The following is a 16,224-nucleotide window of genomic DNA, read 5'->3' as shown; positions in this document are numbered from 1 at the left end:
TGATACTCATGGAGGTCGTGAAAGTCTCCTCGAAGGGTCAGATCGTGATACCGAAGAGCCTCAGAGAAAAGCTGGGTATAAAGGAGGGGGAGTATCTGCTAATCTTCTCCAGAGGGGACGTTATAGTGATGAAAAAACTTAATATCGACGTCGAGGAGATCCTCAAAGAAGGAGAAGAAGCGGCAAAATCCCTTGGAGTTTCAGAGGAGGACGTTGCCAAAGCAGTAAGGAAAGTGAGGTATGGAAAATGAGGTTTTTGCTTGACACAAATGTTCTCATTTCCGCCTACTTCTGGCACGGTAACGAACGGCGGCTCCTCTGGGAATGCCTTGTGGGACTCCACGAGAACGTCATCTCAGATTATATAGAGGATGAAATTAGAAGAGTCCTTACTGGAAAATTTGGGATTTCTCCTGATAAGGTCGACAGATACCTCTTGCTCTTGGAAGAGTTCTCGATCAAAGTGCAAACAGGAAAAATTCCGCCTATTTCGCGGGATCCAAAAGACAATCCAATAATCGCTGCAGCAGTTTCGGGAAAAGTTGAGGCACTGGTAACGGGAGATAAAGACCTCCTTGGCCTTCGAGACGGTGAAAAGCTTTTCTGCCACATGGGGTTCTGTTTTATAGTCTTAACACCCTCGGAGGCGATATCATGCGGGAGTCAGAAATAATCGAGCTCTTCCTCAAGCACCTGAAAAGGCATGGTGAGCTCCCCCTTGGTGACGATGCCGGCGCACTAAAGATAAGAGACAAGTGGCTCGTTGCCACGAACGACATGCTCGTCAGGAAGACCGATGTTCCGGACATAATGACTCCAGAGCAGGTTGGGTTCAAAGCCGTGACGATGAACGTGAGCGACGTTGCGGCTATGGGAGCGGAACCCATCGGTTTTCTATTTTCGCTTGGACTCCCGGAGGGGTTGGATGAGGACTACATTGAGGGAATTGCCCGGGGCATAGGAAAGGCCCTCGACTACTATAAAATCCCCGTCCTAAGTGCAGACACCAATGAGGCGGATGACCTGATAATAGACGGCATTGCCCTTGGAAAAACCAAAAGGCTGTTAACCAGGTCGGGAGCGAAGCCCGGAGACCTCGTTTGTGTGACAGGGGATATAGGGCGGGCGTTCGCTGGCTACCTTGTCTGGAAGTACAACCTCGAAGTATCAGAGAGCACCAGAAAAGTTCTCTACGAAAAGTTCCTTGAACCCATTGCACGGGTTAAGGAGGGAATTATCCTCAGCAAATCTGCGAACTCGGCTATAGACATAAGCGACGGCCTATCTAAGGAGCTTCATTTGACCTCCAAAATGAGTGGTGTTAGGATTGAGATAAGCTCCGGGAAGCTTCCGATACGTGAAGAAGTGTATGAAGTGGCTGAGGTCATTGGTAAGAGTCCCGTTGAGTTAGCCCTCGCAAGCGGGGAGGAATTTGAGCTTCTCTTTACCGTGCCACCAGAAAAGATTTCAGAGCTTGATTTCGATTTTACCGTTATCGGGCAGGTCAGAGAGGGAAAAGGAGTTTATATAGACGGAGAGCCGCTTTTCCCACTTGGTTGGGAGCATTTTTCGAGATTGGATTAAACTGAATTCCGCTAATGTTTTAAAAGGCTCACATTAGATACTGCAGGTCGAGGTAAAATGGAGACCCTCAAAATAGCGCTCGTCAGCGACTGGTACTATCCAAAACTCGGCGGGGTAGCCGTTCATATGCATGACCTCGCGTTGTACCTGCGGGGGAGAGGGCATGAAGTTGATATAATCACGAACAACAGAAAAACAGGAAAAGAGGACGAGCTAAGGGAACTCGGCATCGGGCTCGTCAAAGTTCCGGGCAAGATTTTTCCGAGCGCAAGCCTAAACGTTTCCGCCTTTGCTAAGGGCTACGGCCTGCTCGAGCCGTTGATCCGGGACTACGAGGTCGTTCACGGGCACCATGCGTTTACCCCCCTTTCCCTGAAGGCTGCAATGGCGGCGAGAAAACTCGGCAAGGGCAGTGTCGTGACGACACACAGCATAAACTACGAGAACTCCTTCACAATACGCACCATGTCACGGGCAAGCTATCCCTATTACCGCTATCACTTAACTTACCCCCACAGGATAATAGCAGTCAGCAAGGCCTCCAGAGAGTTCATAAAGAGGTTCACAAGAGTGCCAGTGAGGATAGTTCCCAACGGGATTAACCTCGAAAGGTTTGATATTCCCGTGAGCAAAGAGGAGGCCAAAGAGCTCCTGAACCTTGATGGAAAAGTCGTTCTCTACGTCGGGCGTCTTGAGCCCAGAAAGGGAGTGGGGACTCTCATATCGGCCATGAAAGACGTAGATGGAACCCTTTTGGTTGCAGGTTCAGGGAGCATGCTGCCCGTTCTCCGCAACAAGGCAAAGCTCCTTGGAATCTCCAACAGGGTGAAGTTCCTCGGCACGGTCAGCTATTCGATACTCCCCCTCTACTACCGCGCGAGTGATGTTTTTGTTCTTCCAAGCTTAAGTGAGGCCTTTGGAATAGTCCTTCTTGAGGCGATGGCAAGCGGGACTCCCGTAGTAGGGACAAAAGTAGGCGGTATCCCTGAGATTGTTGACGGCTGCGGTATGTTAGTCCCCCCTGGAAACGCCAGAGCGCTCAGCAGTGCCATCAACGAAATATTAAACAACCAGAACCTGGAGAGAAAACTTGGAAAACTCGGAAAGCGGCGGGTAGAACGGGTTTACGACTGGAGAGTCGTCGTGAAGTCCGTTGAGAAGGTTTACCGTGAGGCCATGGAGGAGGCGGAAAAAGATGGTTCAAGTTATCTTCACGTTTGACGTCGAGCAGGACTGTCCGCCGTTTGCCTCATCCACCAGAGGGATGGAAGAAGGCCTGCCGCTGGTCATGGATCTCCTGGAGGACAACGGGATCAAAGGGACGTTTCTATTTACTGGAAGAATGGCAGAAAAGTTCCCCGAACTCGCCAGAAGAGCAGCCAAAAAACATGAACTCGGGTGCCATGGACTTGAACATGAAAGGTTTGACAGACTCCCCGGGGAAGAGGTTAGACGCCGGCTTTCTGAAGCGAGAGAAATTCTCTCCCGGTTTGGAAAAGTCGTTTCATTCAGAGCGCCCAACTTCCAGTTTCCAGATGAGTACTATCCAATACTCAAAGAGCTCGGATTTTTAGTTGATTCAACGAAGGCAAAGCACAAGGGCTGGCGAGGAGAAGTCTCAGAGATTTCTGGCCTGCTCGAAGTCCCAGCAACTACGACGTCCATAGTTACCCGCCTTCCGTGGACACTGCAAAAGTCCTTCCACAAACGCTTCGAAGACCCAATCGTTTACATATTCCATCCGTGGGAATTCGTGAGAATGAGCAAGAGGCTCAGGCCGGACTGCTGGTTTGGGACTGGCAAAAGTGCCCTTGAAAACCTCCGCAGGCTGATAGAGTTCCACATTTCAAGGGACGCCGAGTTTCTTACCCTTAGGGAATTCTACCACGAATACCAAAAGCTTAAACGTGAAGGGGAACTATGATAACTGGGTGAGAACATGCGCGAGGCGATGTGGTGGGAGCCGCTCGAAAACAACCGCGTGAGGTGCAGGCTCTGCCCCCTCAACTGCATCATAGACGAGGGCAAGAGGGGCTCCTGTAAGGTTAGGAAGAACATAGGTGGAAAGCTCTACACTCTCAACTATGGAAAGGTCTCTTCGATAGCGGCCGATCCAGTTGAGAAGAAGCCGCTCTTTCACTTCTGGCCGGGTTCATGTGCATTCTCAATAGCTACCGTTGGATGCAACATGCACTGCAAGCACTGCCAGAACTGGGAGATAAGCCAGGCTGATGAAAGTTTCCCATACCTCCACGATATGACACCAGAAATGATAGTCACGATGGCGAAGAAGTACGGCTGTGAGAGCATAGCCTACACTTACAACGAACCCACTATCTGGTATGAGTTCGTCCTGGACACGGCAAAGCTGGCCAAAAAGGAGGGCCTCTACAACCTCATGATAACCAACGGCTACATCAATAATGAGGAACCTTTCAGGGAGCTCGCCCCCTATATAGACGCAATGAACATCGACATCAAGGCCTTCAACGATGAGTTCTACATGAAGATAGCCAGTGTCCCAAGCGGAAAGCCCAGCAGGAGGACAGCTGTGATAGCTAAGAAGGAGTTCGGTATTCACGTCGAGCTGACGTACCTTATAATCCCGACGCTGAACGACAAGGAGGAGGAGATAAGGGCCTTTGCCCGCTGGGTCGTTGATGAGCTCGGCGACGACACTCCGGTTCACTTCTCCCGCTTCTTCCCGCACTACAAGCTCCTTCACCTTCCTCCGACGCCAGTTGAGACGATTGAGATGGCCTACCGCGTTGCCAGGGAAGAGGGCCTGAAGTTCGTTTACATCGGCAACGTGCCCGGTCACCCGGGTGAGCACACCTACTGCCCCAAGTGTGGAAAGCCTTTAATAGTCCGCTATGGGTTTGAGATTGTTGAGTACAACGTGACCGATGATGGAAGGTGCGGGTTCTGCGGAGAACCCATTCCAATCGTTGGCACATACACAAAAAAGAGATATCCTGGTATGTGGTGGTGAAAATGAGGCCGATTGAGGTTATCTTCTACATTGAGGGCCTATCCAACGACAAGAAAGCTTTAGAAAGCGCCATGGAGCAGACTGTTGAATCACTAAAGGCCGAAAAAGGTGTCGAGATTAAGGACATCTACGTCGATGAGATAGTTGAAGACCCCGATAACGATCTCCTGCCATACTCCGGGATGATAGAGGCCAGAATCAGGGGGCCTTTTGAAGTCCTTGTTGATCTGGCCATCAGGTATGCCCCGGCAGCCATAGACCTTGTTTCGACGAATACAGTGGAAGTTTCAGCTGAACATCTCACAAAGATATTGGGTGGAGTTTCATACTTGATGGGACAGCTTATTGATAAGTTTGGCCCATTGGCCGTTTACCCAAAGCTCGAAGATATCCCTGAGCCACGTATTGGATATTCGAGGGAAGAAATCGAATCAATGATAATCGACGATAGGATGCTTCTCTACAGGTTTGTCATTGAAGCTTACGGTGAGGACGAGAAGAGGGTTGAGGAAGACCTCAAGAAGGCTCTCTCCTATGAGGGATGCAAGATAAACAAGTTTGTTATGCAGCTTCAGGATGAGAACAAAGAAACCGGTAGGAAGCTTTTCCTAGTGGCTACGGAGCTGGTATCAACCGTGGAAACTGCCTTCCAGCTGACGGGGAAATATGCCCCGGTTGCCATATCAGTAGTGGAGCCAGAAATAGTTGATTTGAACCCATCTGAGATCCAAGGTATCCTTTCCGACTTAGCAGGCTTCGCTCACGAGCTTGTTACAAGGCCCTTGAAAGCAAAGGCTCTTGAGAAGGCCAACACCTCATTTAAGTTGACTAGATAATATCGGCAAAAGGCGAATTATCTGTAGGCATTAGTTTAAGCCTCCTTTTCATTTTTACGGCAATCAGCGAGCTTTTTTTGGCCGCTGAAAGGGTCTGAAAGCGAAAAGTATTTAAACCCCAAGTGGCCAGATAGGTATGACAACACTTGTTAGTAGGGGCTAAGTCCCCCAACAACCCAAGGAGGTGTTGTGGAGATGAAGGTGAAGAAGATCGCGGCACTCGCAGTCGGTGCCGCTATGGTTGGCGCAACCCTCGGCTTTGCCAGCGCTACCGAGGTCCCGAACATCCCGAAGGACTTCTTCGTTAAGAACGGAGAGCCCAACGTTAAAATCGTCATTGGAAGTCAGGCCGCTGCTCAGGATGTTGCTTCAGCCGCTGACATAGCCGTTGCCCTTGGTACCCTGCTCTACACCGAGGAGGATGTTAAGGTTAAGGACGCCAGCGTTGTTGTTAAGAAGGACGTCGCCTACGACCCGGATGACATACCGGTCTTTGACAACTTCTACAGGGGCGACTACAAGGTTGGAGACGACCTTAGTGACTACGAGGCCTGGTGGAACGGAAGCTACGATGAAGATGGCAAACCGATCTTCAACGCTAACCTCTCAGCTTCAGCCTGGAACGGTGGCGTTTACGACGACGGATACACCGACTACGTCTTCAACGCCGTAGAGTGGAAGGACGGAAACGACAACAACTACTGGCAGGACCCGAACGGCGACTGGCACGACGCTACCGACGTCAGCATCCACTATACCATATCTATAGGCAAGATCGAGCTCAAGGGCTTTGACGAGGTTGACACCACCGACATAGACGAGTTCAGCGACTTCACACTCATCGTTGACGACGTGGTTGCCAACGTGACCTTCAGCCTGAACGCTTACAAGATGACCCTCTGGGACCCAGTCCTCGGTGCCAATGGAGAGACCTACGCCGTCAGTGACGTTAGGCCTAACAAGTACTACACCACCCTCGAAGAGGGAGTTATCAAAGGCGTTGAGAAGGGAGACACAATCACCCTCTTCGGCAAGACCATCAAGGTTCTCGACATAGGCGATGGCTACATCGAGTACGGTAACGACTGGGGAGAGAAGTACGTCAACAAGGACGAGGTGGCAACCTTCGGCGACTATACCATCAAGGTCATCGATATCGACGTCAACAAGGTCAAGGCCCTCTTCGAGGTCTCAGGCCCGGCCGGAAGCAAGATAGTAACCCTCGACACTGACGACAGAACCGACATAAAGGACTCCGAAACCCTCTTCAACGGAGGCATAAGGATAAAACTCCTCGACACCTTCATTGGTATTGGTGGAACCACCAGCGCCCTCATCGAGGTCCAGACCGACATCAGCTACATCAAGGACGGTAAGGAGTTCATGCCCGGCTGGATAGCCAAGCTCGGCATAAAGGACGGCAAGCTCGAATGGTTCGCCCTCCAGAACAAGGAGGAGCTTGAGGGCAAGGAGGTCAAGCTCTTCGACACATACAAGGTTGACTACGTCGCCGACATCATGAAGAAGAAGAACCCTGACGACGACAAGACCTACGCCGCCATGAGTGCCTACGTTGTCATCGACCCGCTCAAGCCGGAGTACACCACCAAGGAGCTCGGCGTCGGCGACGAGCTTGAGGGATGGACAATCGACGACATAAAGGCCACCGCCAGCCCGGCCAAGGCCGCCGTCGTCAGCAAGATAACCACCCCGATAACTGTCCTCGACGACGAGATCATCGAAGCCGGCCTCGACAGCGTTGACAGCAACCTCATCCTCGTCGGTGGTCCGGTTGTCAACAAGGTCACCGCCGCCCTTGCCGACAAGCTCGGCGTCCCGACCACCTACGAGGAGTGGGCTGCTGACGAGAACCTCAAGGCCGGTGTCGTCAAGTACATCGACAACTGCCCGACCATCGGCGGCCACGGCGTCGTCCTCGTCGCTGGTGCTGACAGGGACGGCACCAAGGCTGCCGCCGAGGCTCTCATGGAGTACCTCGCTGGCCTTCACTGAAGGCCTTTCTTCTTCTCTTTCCTTTAGTTAGAACTTCTGGGAGGTTGCTAATGTGTCCAGAAGACTCCTTGCTGCCCTAGTTCTTATAATCCTGATTGCTGCTCCGCTAGGTTATCTGGGATATGGATATTCAAATTATGAGAGTTCAATTCATCCGTCCAAGTCAGCACCTGCTAAAACATACCTGGTTTTCAAACTGCCCGATGGTCGTTATCTCTCCCTCACCCCCAAGGAGTACGTTAATCTGACACTCCAGGGTTTTAAGCTACCTGCGGGCGCTAAAGGCTACGCGGTAAATGTCACGGGATACGTGACTGGAATCCCCGAAGTGGACGTAAACGTAACACTAAGAGCACCTTACGAGAAGTTCACCATAATCATCGGCGACACAAACGTCAAGCTGTGCTCATCGTCTCCCGAAGAATTCGTTGGCAGCTGTGTTGATAGAACTGCCGCGGTTACTGAAATAAGCGCCCTGACCTCAACCCTGTTTAAGAGGTACTACTACTGGAAGGGCCTTCAGGAGGGCATGGACAACGCCAGTGCCAAGGCCTATGCATACGAGGAGACCATGAAAAGGCACGACGTTAGATACCTGACGTTCTTCACCAAATCCCTCATTGGATTGGGCCGTATTGGAAACAAAAACCACCTTGCAGTCGTGTTGTTGGGACCCAATGAGGGGGCTACCGCGAACAGGATTACAGTGCCGAGGGAAGGCCTGATAGTACTTGAAGGAAAATCTGACAGTGCCCTCCGCGCTGAAGTAGCACTCATAGAACACATAATCGGGTTTAAATGGCCAGAGGGCAACCAGACCTCTACAGGGTGATTAGGTCTTTTAGCACGTTCTTTTTATCCTCTCCAATAACTTCAAAGAACTCTTCTGGAGTCTTAAAGGGACGTTTTGCCAGTATTTTCACGGCAGTCTTCTTTCCTATGCCCGGTATGTACTCCAAGACCCTTGGGCTCTCTTCATTCACATTTATCGGCACAGGGATTCCAGTTATGCTCCTGAACCCGTGATCAACGATTAAAACGTTGTAGAATTTGTTGAGGGGAACCTGCTTGGGCATCCCGACTATGAGTGGGTAACTCCCAATCTGCCTCCCATAGGTTAAGCCGTTATCAAAGACTTCAGCGCGGACGTCCCTTAGAACAGTTCCCACTGGGACAACACGCCTGAGCATAGGTAGGTCTATCTCGTGCCTTATCTTGTAGCGGTAGTGCTGGATAAGCTTCTTGTGCTTCTCAACCTTCACTTTATCCCTCATGTGCCACAAAGGTGTTCCTGGAAAAACTACTACCTGGCGGATGTTTATGCGCCTGACCATCAGACCATCATCCAGGAGTCTTTTCAGGAACTGGAACGTGATTTCATAGCTCTTCTTTGTCTCACCGGGAAGGCCAAAGATTATGTTTATGCCCGGAAGAAGCCATGGCATTCCGTTGTAGCCTCTTCTTCCCCCAATTTCGTTGAGAAGTTTAACCGCCTCGTAGGTCTCCTCAGCTGTGGCGTTAAGGTTGTTGAGCTTTGCAACCTTTGGGTCGGCGCTTTCGAGACCAAACGCGACTACATCCCCGGGAGTGCCGTACTCTATCAGGGCCTTCGCTATTCTCCTGCTCTCGTCAGGATAGTTTGCTATGACAGCAGGGTTGGCGTTGTCTACATGGAGCGTCTTAACATTCGGAGCGACCGAGCGAATTCCGCGGAAGAGCTTCTCAACTGCCTCGGGGTTTGGTATAGGGACCCTGCCATCTGGCTTTGCCATGTAGGAGAATATACAGCTCTGCCTGCCTACCCGGAAGTGTCTGACACCAAGGGTATAGAGGGCTTTAACCTCTGCAACGACGTCCTCAACCGACCTGTCTTCCACTCTGCGATACCTGACAGGCTCGGTACAGAAGGAACATCCCCCAATTCCCATGGCTTTGGGACAGCCGCGTTGGGTTTCAATTTCAACTATAACAAAGTCAGGATAATCGGGAAACTGCTTGACGACTTCTGCTCCGATAATTGCATAATCCCTTAATTCTGCATAAGTCCTGAAGCGAAGCGGGTCTGCATCTTTTGGATTGCTCAAGTAGTCAAAGAGAAATGCCTCAAGGTCGCCATAGACTACGTGGTCAAAAACCTGATGGGCGAGCTGCAGTTCTCTGCTGGTTATCTTAATGCCCCCCATGCTGGCGGAGCCCATGAAAGCAGGCCCGCCGAGGATTTTCTCTCCTTTGAACTGAGTGAGAAACCTTGCTACCTCCTCCACGCTCCCGGGGACTGCGGACAGGTACTTTCCAGGAGTGTGGAGACCGCCGATGTAAACTATGATGTCGGCTTTTTCTAGGATTTCTCTCGTTTTGGGAAAGTTCGGCGTCTTGTTTCGTGTCGCTATTCCCCGCTCACCCAAGAATGTGGCACGCAGGTCGTCTATGGTGAGGTAGAAAATCGACGCATCTTTTCTAGCTTTTTTTATAGCGCCGTAGGCATACCTGGGATATATACCGAGGTAAGGGGGAACTCCCAAGCCAGCTGGTTCGTCGGTGTAGCCGTCTATAATAGCGACTATCATGTACTCGAGTCGGAGAGAGGTTTTAAAAAAGCTTGGGTGTTGTAAAGAGTGTGAGGGGGTATGGGCGAGCGAACTTATGACCACTTGAAGAAAGCAGTTGAAGACCTTCAGAGACTAAGCCCTCAAGAACTTCTGTCGTACTGGATACAGAATGAACTGAAACTGGCGGAGACCTGCAGGTCTCTCTCAAACTATGCGAAAGAAGTCAGATGGGGGAATGATGCTTCAAACCTCTGCGAGCGGCTCGCCGAGTTGAGCGTTGAGACGGCCGAGAAGCTGATGGCAGAATACCGGAAACGGTTTGGAACTTCTGAGCTTTCCCCCACCAATGTTGAGCCAATAGAACTCCTCTTATCCTTGAAAGATCTGAAGAGAACTCTGAAAACTGGCAGAATTGAGGACGTTATAAAAACGCTTCTTGAGACGCAAAGGGTGATGCACGAGATTTATTCATCCCTGACATCAAAAACTTCCGATGAGGATCTTTCAGAACTCTTCAGCGCCCTATCGGAGCTGTCCCGCAGGAGGTATTCAACGCTCAAGGAGATGCTGGAGAGGACTCAATGACCCCTTCCTTCTTCAAAAACTCCTCTATCTCAAGGACGTCTTCGGGGGACAGCTGAAAGACTCTTCTCTCTGAATGGGGAACCCTTGAGAGAACCTGCCTCAGCTCCCTGGCTTTATCCTTCGAGAGTCCAAGCATATGGGCAGACTTTTTCAGGGCCGCGGAAACAGTACTTCTTCTGTGCTGGAAGAGAGCTTTTACGAGGTTTTCATTGAGATCAATCCTCTCCTCTGGAGGCTTTGGCTCAAGCACAACGACAGCAGAATCAACCTTGGGTCTCGGCCAAAAGGCCCCTTTTCCAATACGCTCAACGAGTTCTGCCCTCGCCTTCGCCCTGACCATCAGGGAGAGGCGAGAATAGTTCTTATCCCCTGGCTTGGCGACCATTCTCTCGGCAAACTCAAGCTGGAATATCAAGACCGCACGCTCAAACTCGCGGCTCAGAAGTTTAAACGTCACCGGGGAGGATATCTGGTACGGAAGGTTTGAGACCATCTTGTTGAACTCCGGCCACTCTACCTTGAGTGCGTCCCCCTCTATTATCTCAACGTTTGGCCAGTCGTATTCCCTTCTCAGTATCTCCACAATCCTGCGGTCTTTTTCAATCGCGTACACTTTCCCGGCCCTTTTACTGAGCGGATCTGTGAGAACACCCAGGCCAGGTCCGATTTCCAGAACGATGTCTTTCTCTCCCACTTCTGCCCGTTCGATGTTGCGCTCTATTATGTCGGGAACTATCAGAAAGTTCTGCCCAAGGTCTCGGTTTGGGTGGAGGTTGTACTTATAAATAATTGAGAAGAGGCGGTCTCTCATACGCGGAATAGCCTCCTGTGGCCGACAAACAGCTTGTACCTGTCCTTGTCCTGGAGTTCATCAACGATCCTCTTTGCTATCATTTTCACGGGATCGGGAAGCCCCTTAACCCTCTGCTTCAGATCCTCAAAGCTCTTGAAGGGCTCTCTCTGCCTCTCCTCTATTATCTCCCACATGTGCTTTTTCCCGATTCCGGGCAGGAGTTCGAGGCTGTGGAGCCTGTTGGTTATCGGCGGTGCCATGTTGAAAAACTGGACAAACCTCTCTTCGTTGTTTTTCACGATTTCCTCAACAACGTACGGAAGCTCGGCCTTAGCAGTGTCGGTAAGCTCATCGTAGGAAATCCTCTTGTTTATAAGCAGGATTTTATCCCTGTTTCCCTTTCCAATAAAGACCCTCTCGTAGAGCATGAGGTCAGTCTTTGGAGTGACTTCAAGGAGCGTAAAGGCCTTCTCACCAATAACCTGGGCAACCGGCTTTCCGGTCCTTCTCCCGCTGGCAATGTCAATGTACCCGTCCGGAAGGTAGTCTAACACATAGGCGTATTCCTCATACTCATTGTGGTGCCTCTTTTTACCCACACTCTCCCTATAGGAGTGTCTCCTGTACCTATCCATAGTCTCTCCCCCAGAAGTTATTCACCTACCAGTTTTTATACTTTCCTCAAGGGAAAAGAAAAGAAGTCAGTCGAGGGGCCGGTATTCGTCAATAACCTTGATAATCTCCTCGGCCTCCTCGGGAGTCGGCATGTACTCCTCCTTCGCGAAGATGACGCGGATGTCGAGGTAGTCCTCTGGTAGGATGTCAACGAGCTTTGCGGCTATTCTCTCGTCTATCCAGTCAAAGAGGCCCATAAGCTTCTCCTTAAGTTCCCTCGCCTGCTCGGGCTTCAGCTTTGCGAAGCGCTCGGCGTGCTCAAGGCTAACCCTGGCCTCGTAGAACATCGGCTCCTCAGGGTTTTCGGCAAGGCCTTCGGCATGCCTTCTCTCGAGGAGCTCCTTAGCCTCTGCTATGGTAATGTAGTGCTCCTCGAGCTTCTTCCTGCCTATCATAGTCATCCCTTCTGGGGCCTGAGGTGGACGGGGTGTATGAAGAAGGTCTTGACCTTACCGCCGTCGGTTATCTGGACGATGTAGGCGTCTCCGCGCTTGCCGACGACGGTTCCAGTCCTTCCGTGGAACCTCGGGTCGGGCATGCCCTTGTGGTAGCTCGGCTCGATGACGATGTGAACCTTCTGCCCGACCTCGAACTCCTGGAGGAACCTGGTAAGTGGGGGAAGGCCCCTTCTCCTCGGGTGCTTGCTGAGCTTGCCCCTCGTCTTCCTCCTGAAGCTGTGCGCCTTCTTAACCATTTCAATCACCTCACAGGTGTCTTTAATCACTCAATCCAGCAACTCCCACAGGGAGAGTCCAGTCTTTTCACGAGTTTCCCGGGGTCGCTCTTTTCGCACCAGTTTACCAACTAACCTAACCCGGGAATCAGTATTGCCTCTGGTGAAGCGTTTATAAATTTTTCACCACTCAAGAAGGGTCTCCAGAACTGTCCTCATCAAGGACGTTTAGAACATCAAGCCTCTCACACCACGCTGGCTTGCCGAGAAGGTCGCTGACGCTCGGCTTCGTCCTTCCTTTGTCCCCGGAGATGAGCTCCTTGATGTAGAGGCCGCCGTCGGTGATGAGCCTCAGCTCGAAATGTTTCTCATCGATCCATCTTGCCTCAGCGTGGTGGACTTTCCTCACCCTAACCTTGTCGGCCCTCGCCTTCCTGACCCTCCAGGGCGTTCTCTGGTGAATCTCAAGCCCGGTGAGCTTTTTGGCTATTTCCTCCGCTTCTTCGGGAGTAACACCTTCCTCCACAAGCACAAGGGCAAGGTACTCCTTCCTGTGTGGTGTCGAGAGGACTCTCTCAGCTTCGTCTGGGGTGGTGAACCTTAGGTTCAGCACTTCAACCTTTCCGCTTGCGTTGATCTCCCTTGCTATCTCTTCAAGGTTAATCTTTCTCCTCTTAGGGCGCTTTATCTCCAGGATGAAGGGCCTTCCGTTGCCGAGCATCCTAACGTCAACGTCCTCTCTTCCGGCCCCTTTAAAGACGCACTTTCCTCCGGTTGCCTTGGAAAACGGGCGGCAGATTATTGATGCGACGCTCTCTTCGAAGTCCGGGTGCGGTGTCTGGGGTATTCCACGAAGGAGCTTTCTATAACGACCGTATATGTAGAGGGGGTTTATCTGGAGCTCAATTTTGCCGGAGTAAGGCTCGACTATGAAGACAACGTCAGGACTTTTTGACGTGTCCTTTCCGGTTGCCCTCCCAAAGGCCTTTCCGAGCTCGCGGTTGAACTCGCGGTTTATCGGCTCGGCGGTTTCTATTCCGAACTCATCCCACATTGCCTTCTCTTTCTCCTTGACCTCATCAGGAAACCTCGAGCCGACGAGAAAAGTATCAAATTCAACCCCTCTCGCTGCTTCCTTCATCTTTTCAACAAGCTCAGGAATCTTTTCAAAAACATTGTTGCACAGCTCACATTCCTTGGGCTCTTCCACCGGTGGGAGACCATCTTTAGCCCGCTCCATGTTGAGAACGAACCTTATAGCCTTTCCTCTCTTTTCGTTTGTTCCTTTTCCGAGCTTTGCGAAGAGCCTGCCGAGGCAGTGGTCGCAGAGCTGATGCCTCTCAAGCACTTCACTGGCCTTCTCGACTATCATGCTCCCACCCTAAAGCTTTTTATCTCCAGCTTCAAACTACCCCCATGCCGACTCGGAGGGAGAGGATAATAAGCCTTTTGGAGGAGCGGGATTACTCCCCCAGCGAGCTGGCAAGAGCGCTTGATCTCCGCGGGAAGGGATCAGTGAAGATAATCCTCGAAGATCTGAAGGTAATCCAGAAAATTCTCAAGAGAGATGGGAAAGTTCTTCTGATAAAGCCTGCAGAGTGCAGAAACTGCGGCTTCGTCTTCAAGCCCGAGATAAAAGTCCCCTCCAGGTGCCCACGCTGTAAGTCCGAGTGGATAGAAGAGCCGAGGTTTAAAATAGAGAGCAAGTAAGGCCTGTCTTCCAAGTTAGGCTTTTCTGTGGAATGCAGTCCACGATTATTACCGTATCTTTTCCTGCTTTTTCCTCCCAGTAAACTCGCGGGATATTATGGCGAGGAAAACTGAAATTCCTTCCACAACGAGCGCACCTGTTATTGCAACAAAAGTTATGCCAAATGCGTTCTCAGCTGTAATGAGACCCATTGCGCCAACAATGGCGAGTCCTGTTATTGCACCACCGAAGTACTCTGGACCCGAAATAAAAGCATCCAGAAGTGATAATGGTCGGAAAAAGTATGTCGGGAGTGATGAAACCGCCACAACCAGGAGAAGGGCGCTTCCGGGAATATCCTTATTCCAATAGCTCAAGGCCGCTACCAGAAACACCGCTCCAATGCCTGAGATGTAGGATATCGGAGCCGACAAGAAGTCCTTGGATACCTTAGTCTCAAAAAGAGTTCCAACGACGATCATCCCGATTAGTATGGTCGTAAGGGATATCCTGGGCGATACTGATTCTTGATACTGAGTGACAATGATAACGAACGAAACCAGAGTCCCCATTCCTGAGCCCGTTATGAACCTCTGAACCCTCTTAGTGTTCATCATTTACTCCCCCACTCCAGCTAGTATGGCCCCTTGAAAGCCTGTCCGCAATTCTCAGCGGTAGCGGATAGCCATTTTTGTTTAAAGTCTTAACTACTTCAACCGCCGAGGGCAGGTCAATGAGGTGTCCAACACTGACGTAGGCCTTACCCACCTTCACCCATGAACCCTCTGGAGTGCCCCTCAACAACCGCTTTGAAATTCCAATCGTCGGAATTCCCAGAACAAGGCCGATGTGCGAGGCCAACCCATATCCCCTTGGATGGGCCCTCCCGTGTCCTTCCACGAGGAGTACGTCTGGTCTCTCCTTCCCGAGGGCAATGAGAACCGGCCTTGTCTCCCGGAGGAAAAAGAAAGTTGGGATGTACGGAAAGCTCACATCAACTTCAACAACCCTTTGTTTCAGCAGTTCGCAGTCTGGAAAAGAGCAGAGGACGAAGGCAGCTCTTGCTCTTTCATCTCGATAAGAGACGTCAACTGCCCCTACGGTTTTAATCTTCGAGACTTCCAGCGGCCTTTCAACTATCCTTTCGGCCAACTTCCTCTGAACTTCCTCCAGCTTTTTGAAGAGTCCCTCACTCATCCCCAACCGCCGCTTTCAGCTTCTCTTCAAGCCTTTTGTTCAGCTTGGCCCTCGTGAGGTCCTCAAGGGTTCTCTCCAGAATGTGCCGCGCCTGATCCTGCTTCGTCCTGATGTTTACGAGGCCTTTGGGGTACTCAAGCGTCATAAGCTCGCCGTACAGCTCCTCCATGAAGCGGTAAACTTCTTCAGCTTCCTCAACCTTGCCATCGATGAGCAGGAGCAGGAAGTGCCTTCTCAGTTCGCCTACGAAATCTCCAAGGCCCAGGAGATAGTCAGCCTCTGGAACACCTAGATCCCAGGGGGATGGGAACTCCCTTCCTTCCCTGTAGGCCAGGAGAAGGGTCGCCTCGACGAATTCCTGGTGGGCGCTCTGGACGTAGCCGGAGTAGTACAGCATCGGGTAAGGCTTGAGACTCTCCCTGATCATCTCCACGAGCTGCTGGGCACTTTTGAGCCTCTGCCTTGCAGTCTCAAGGTCGTTTCTGTGGATGGCCTTCACGGCATCGCCGCTCAGCCTGACAACCTCTCGCGTTAGCCTTAGAGCCTCTTCCCTTGCGGAATCAGCCTCGTCTAAGGTTCTCCTTATGCCATCAATTATCTCTTTCAGCTCCATATGACCACCACTTTGTGTACGCGA

Annotated in this window: 20 protein-coding genes; 11 read left to right on the top strand and 9 right to left on the bottom strand. The window is 51.2% G+C overall.

What is annotated here, in order from left to right:
* The first annotated feature begins 8 nt into the window (after positions 1-8).
* The 9 genes from ACZ5TN_RS01590 (at position 9) to ACZ5TN_RS01550 (ending at position 8,257) form a co-directional block, all read left to right on the top strand.
* Positions 9-251, top strand: coding sequence for an AbrB/MazE/SpoVT family DNA-binding domain-containing protein (locus tag ACZ5TN_RS01590; RefSeq protein WP_464917447.1), 243 nt, complete (start codon positions 9-11; stop codon positions 249-251).
* Complete coding sequence (locus ACZ5TN_RS01585; RefSeq protein ID WP_464916947.1) at positions 248-673, top strand: putative toxin-antitoxin system toxin component, PIN family; 426 nt, start codon at positions 248-250, stop codon at positions 671-673. Before ACZ5TN_RS01590 ends, ACZ5TN_RS01585 begins: the two co-directional genes overlap by 4 nt.
* Positions 655-1,584 carry a thiamine-phosphate kinase gene (locus ACZ5TN_RS01580; RefSeq protein WP_464916946.1) on the top strand — a complete coding sequence of 310 codons (930 nt, stop codon included), beginning with the start codon at positions 655-657 and terminating at the stop codon, positions 1,582-1,584. The genes ACZ5TN_RS01585 and ACZ5TN_RS01580 overlap by 19 nt, the downstream gene beginning before the upstream one ends.
* Before the next feature lie 57 nt (positions 1,585-1,641).
* On the top strand, positions 1,642-2,805 hold the full coding sequence (locus tag ACZ5TN_RS01575) for a glycosyltransferase family 4 protein (protein ID WP_464916945.1): 1,164 nt from the start codon (positions 1,642-1,644) through the stop codon (positions 2,803-2,805).
* On the top strand, positions 2,780-3,508 hold the full coding sequence (locus ACZ5TN_RS01570) for a polysaccharide deacetylase family protein (RefSeq protein ID WP_464916944.1): 729 nt from the start codon (positions 2,780-2,782) through the stop codon (positions 3,506-3,508). The genes ACZ5TN_RS01575 and ACZ5TN_RS01570 overlap by 26 nt, the downstream gene beginning before the upstream one ends.
* A gap of 15 nt (positions 3,509-3,523) precedes the next feature.
* Positions 3,524-4,576, top strand: coding sequence for an AmmeMemoRadiSam system radical SAM enzyme (gene amrS / locus ACZ5TN_RS01565; RefSeq protein WP_464916943.1), 1,053 nt, complete (start codon positions 3,524-3,526; stop codon positions 4,574-4,576).
* Between the two features lie 2 nt (positions 4,577-4,578).
* Positions 4,579-5,412, top strand: coding sequence for a hypothetical protein (locus ACZ5TN_RS01560; RefSeq protein WP_464916942.1), 834 nt, complete (start codon positions 4,579-4,581; stop codon positions 5,410-5,412).
* Between the two features lie 195 nt (positions 5,413-5,607).
* A complete protein-coding gene (locus ACZ5TN_RS01555; RefSeq protein ID WP_464916941.1) occupies positions 5,608-7,425 on the top strand; it encodes an S-layer protein in 1,818 nt (605 codons plus the stop codon).
* A gap of 52 nt (positions 7,426-7,477) precedes the next feature.
* Positions 7,478-8,257 carry a hypothetical protein gene (locus ACZ5TN_RS01550; RefSeq protein ID WP_464916940.1) on the top strand — a complete coding sequence of 260 codons (780 nt, stop codon included), beginning with the start codon at positions 7,478-7,480 and terminating at the stop codon, positions 8,255-8,257.
* On the opposite strand, the gene ACZ5TN_RS01545 is transcribed toward ACZ5TN_RS01550, so the two are convergent.
* Positions 8,247-9,992 carry a radical SAM protein gene (locus ACZ5TN_RS01545; protein WP_464916939.1) on the bottom strand — a complete coding sequence of 582 codons (1,746 nt, stop codon included), beginning with the start codon at positions 9,990-9,992 and terminating at the stop codon, positions 8,247-8,249. The two genes, ACZ5TN_RS01550 and ACZ5TN_RS01545, sit on opposite strands and share 11 nt — an antisense overlap.
* 60 nt (positions 9,993-10,052) lie before the next feature.
* Here ACZ5TN_RS01545 and ACZ5TN_RS01540 point away from each other — a divergent pair, with 60 nt between their 5' ends.
* A complete protein-coding gene (locus tag ACZ5TN_RS01540) occupies positions 10,053-10,559 on the top strand; it encodes a ferritin family protein (RefSeq protein WP_464916938.1) in 507 nt (168 codons plus the stop codon).
* Here the strand turns inward: ACZ5TN_RS01540 and rsmA are convergent.
* The 5 genes from rsmA to ACZ5TN_RS01515 form a co-directional block, all read right to left on the bottom strand.
* Positions 10,531-11,370: a 16S rRNA (adenine(1518)-N(6)/adenine(1519)-N(6))-dimethyltransferase RsmA gene (gene rsmA / locus ACZ5TN_RS01535; protein ID WP_464916937.1), complete on the bottom strand. Its 840-nt coding sequence runs from the start codon at positions 11,368-11,370 to the stop codon at positions 10,531-10,533. The genes ACZ5TN_RS01540 and rsmA overlap by 29 nt on opposite strands.
* Positions 11,367-11,987, bottom strand: a complete 621-nt coding sequence (locus ACZ5TN_RS01530; protein WP_011249851.1) for a DUF655 domain-containing protein — start codon at positions 11,985-11,987, stop codon at positions 11,367-11,369. Before ACZ5TN_RS01530 ends, rsmA begins: the two co-directional genes overlap by 4 nt.
* A 66-nt stretch (positions 11,988-12,053) precedes the next feature.
* Positions 12,054-12,422, bottom strand: a complete 369-nt coding sequence (locus ACZ5TN_RS01525; RefSeq protein WP_464916936.1) for an RNA polymerase Rpb4 family protein — start codon at positions 12,420-12,422, stop codon at positions 12,054-12,056.
* Positions 12,423-12,424: 2 nt separating this feature from the next.
* Positions 12,425-12,721 (bottom strand): 50S ribosomal protein L21e, encoded by a 297-nt coding sequence (locus tag ACZ5TN_RS01520; protein ID WP_011249853.1) that lies wholly within the window; start codon positions 12,719-12,721, stop codon positions 12,425-12,427.
* Between the two features lie 169 nt (positions 12,722-12,890).
* Entirely contained in the window at positions 12,891-14,072 is a 1,182-nt protein-coding gene (locus ACZ5TN_RS01515) for a tRNA pseudouridine(54/55) synthase Pus10 (RefSeq protein WP_464916935.1), read from the bottom strand.
* A 44-nt stretch (positions 14,073-14,116) separates the two neighbouring features.
* On the opposite strand from ACZ5TN_RS01515, the gene ACZ5TN_RS01510 reads away from it, so the two are divergent.
* Positions 14,117-14,410 (top strand): transcriptional regulator, encoded by a 294-nt coding sequence (locus tag ACZ5TN_RS01510; protein WP_464916934.1) that lies wholly within the window; start codon positions 14,117-14,119, stop codon positions 14,408-14,410.
* A gap of 48 nt (positions 14,411-14,458) precedes the next feature.
* On the opposite strand, the gene ACZ5TN_RS01505 is transcribed toward ACZ5TN_RS01510, so the two are convergent.
* The 3 genes from ACZ5TN_RS01505 to ACZ5TN_RS01495 are packed head-to-tail and all read right to left on the bottom strand — an operon-like array spanning position 14,459 to position 16,200.
* The gene (locus tag ACZ5TN_RS01505) at positions 14,459-15,004 is read right to left on the bottom strand and encodes a hypothetical protein (protein WP_143598676.1); all 546 of its coding nucleotides are present in this window, start codon (positions 15,002-15,004) and stop codon (positions 14,459-14,461) included.
* Entirely contained in the window at positions 14,994-15,587 is a 594-nt protein-coding gene (locus ACZ5TN_RS01500) for an endonuclease V (protein WP_011249857.1), read from the bottom strand. The genes ACZ5TN_RS01505 and ACZ5TN_RS01500 overlap by 11 nt, the downstream gene beginning before the upstream one ends.
* Positions 15,580-16,200 (bottom strand): translin family protein, encoded by a 621-nt coding sequence (locus ACZ5TN_RS01495; protein WP_011249858.1) that lies wholly within the window; start codon positions 16,198-16,200, stop codon positions 15,580-15,582. Before ACZ5TN_RS01495 ends, ACZ5TN_RS01500 begins: the two co-directional genes overlap by 8 nt.
* Positions 16,201-16,224 lie beyond the last annotated feature (24 nt).

This window comes from Thermococcus sp. JCM 11816, from assembly GCF_055396515.1.
Note: the sequence above shows the minus strand (reverse complement) of the source record. Positions and strands in the feature narration are given on the sequence as shown.

Coding starts and splice junctions, on each gene's coding strand:
- ACZ5TN_RS01515 (WP_464916935.1), bottom strand. CDS start 14,072: ATGATAGTCGAGAAGGCCAGTGAAGTGCTTGAGAGGCATCAGCTCTGC.
- ACZ5TN_RS01570 (WP_464916944.1), top strand. CDS start 2,780: ATGGTTCAAGTTATCTTCACGTTTGACGTCGAGCAGGACTGTCCGCCG.
- ACZ5TN_RS01560 (WP_464916942.1), top strand. CDS start 4,579: ATGAGGCCGATTGAGGTTATCTTCTACATTGAGGGCCTATCCAACGAC.
- ACZ5TN_RS01505 (WP_143598676.1), bottom strand. CDS start 15,004: ATGAACACTAAGAGGGTTCAGAGGTTCATAACGGGCTCAGGAATGGGG.
- ACZ5TN_RS01520 (WP_011249853.1), bottom strand. CDS start 12,721: ATGGTTAAGAAGGCGCACAGCTTCAGGAGGAAGACGAGGGGCAAGCTC.
- ACZ5TN_RS01580 (WP_464916946.1), top strand. CDS start 655: ATGCGGGAGTCAGAAATAATCGAGCTCTTCCTCAAGCACCTGAAAAGG.
- ACZ5TN_RS01525 (WP_464916936.1), bottom strand. CDS start 12,422: ATGATAGGCAGGAAGAAGCTCGAGGAGCACTACATTACCATAGCAGAG.
- rsmA (WP_464916937.1), bottom strand. CDS start 11,370: ATGAGAGACCGCCTCTTCTCAATTATTTATAAGTACAACCTCCACCCA.
- ACZ5TN_RS01585 (WP_464916947.1), top strand. CDS start 248: ATGAGGTTTTTGCTTGACACAAATGTTCTCATTTCCGCCTACTTCTGG.
- ACZ5TN_RS01540 (WP_464916938.1), top strand. CDS start 10,053: ATGGGCGAGCGAACTTATGACCACTTGAAGAAAGCAGTTGAAGACCTT.
- ACZ5TN_RS01530 (WP_011249851.1), bottom strand. CDS start 11,987: ATGGATAGGTACAGGAGACACTCCTATAGGGAGAGTGTGGGTAAAAAG.
- ACZ5TN_RS01495 (WP_011249858.1), bottom strand. CDS start 16,200: ATGGAGCTGAAAGAGATAATTGATGGCATAAGGAGAACCTTAGACGAG.
- ACZ5TN_RS01590 (WP_464917447.1), top strand. CDS start 9: ATGGAGGTCGTGAAAGTCTCCTCGAAGGGTCAGATCGTGATACCGAAG.
- ACZ5TN_RS01545 (WP_464916939.1), bottom strand. CDS start 9,992: ATGATAGTCGCTATTATAGACGGCTACACCGACGAACCAGCTGGCTTG.
- ACZ5TN_RS01510 (WP_464916934.1), top strand. CDS start 14,117: ATGCCGACTCGGAGGGAGAGGATAATAAGCCTTTTGGAGGAGCGGGAT.
- ACZ5TN_RS01575 (WP_464916945.1), top strand. CDS start 1,642: ATGGAGACCCTCAAAATAGCGCTCGTCAGCGACTGGTACTATCCAAAA.
- ACZ5TN_RS01500 (WP_011249857.1), bottom strand. CDS start 15,587: ATGAGTGAGGGACTCTTCAAAAAGCTGGAGGAAGTTCAGAGGAAGTTG.
- amrS (WP_464916943.1), top strand. CDS start 3,524: ATGCGCGAGGCGATGTGGTGGGAGCCGCTCGAAAACAACCGCGTGAGG.
- ACZ5TN_RS01555 (WP_464916941.1), top strand. CDS start 5,608: ATGAAGGTGAAGAAGATCGCGGCACTCGCAGTCGGTGCCGCTATGGTT.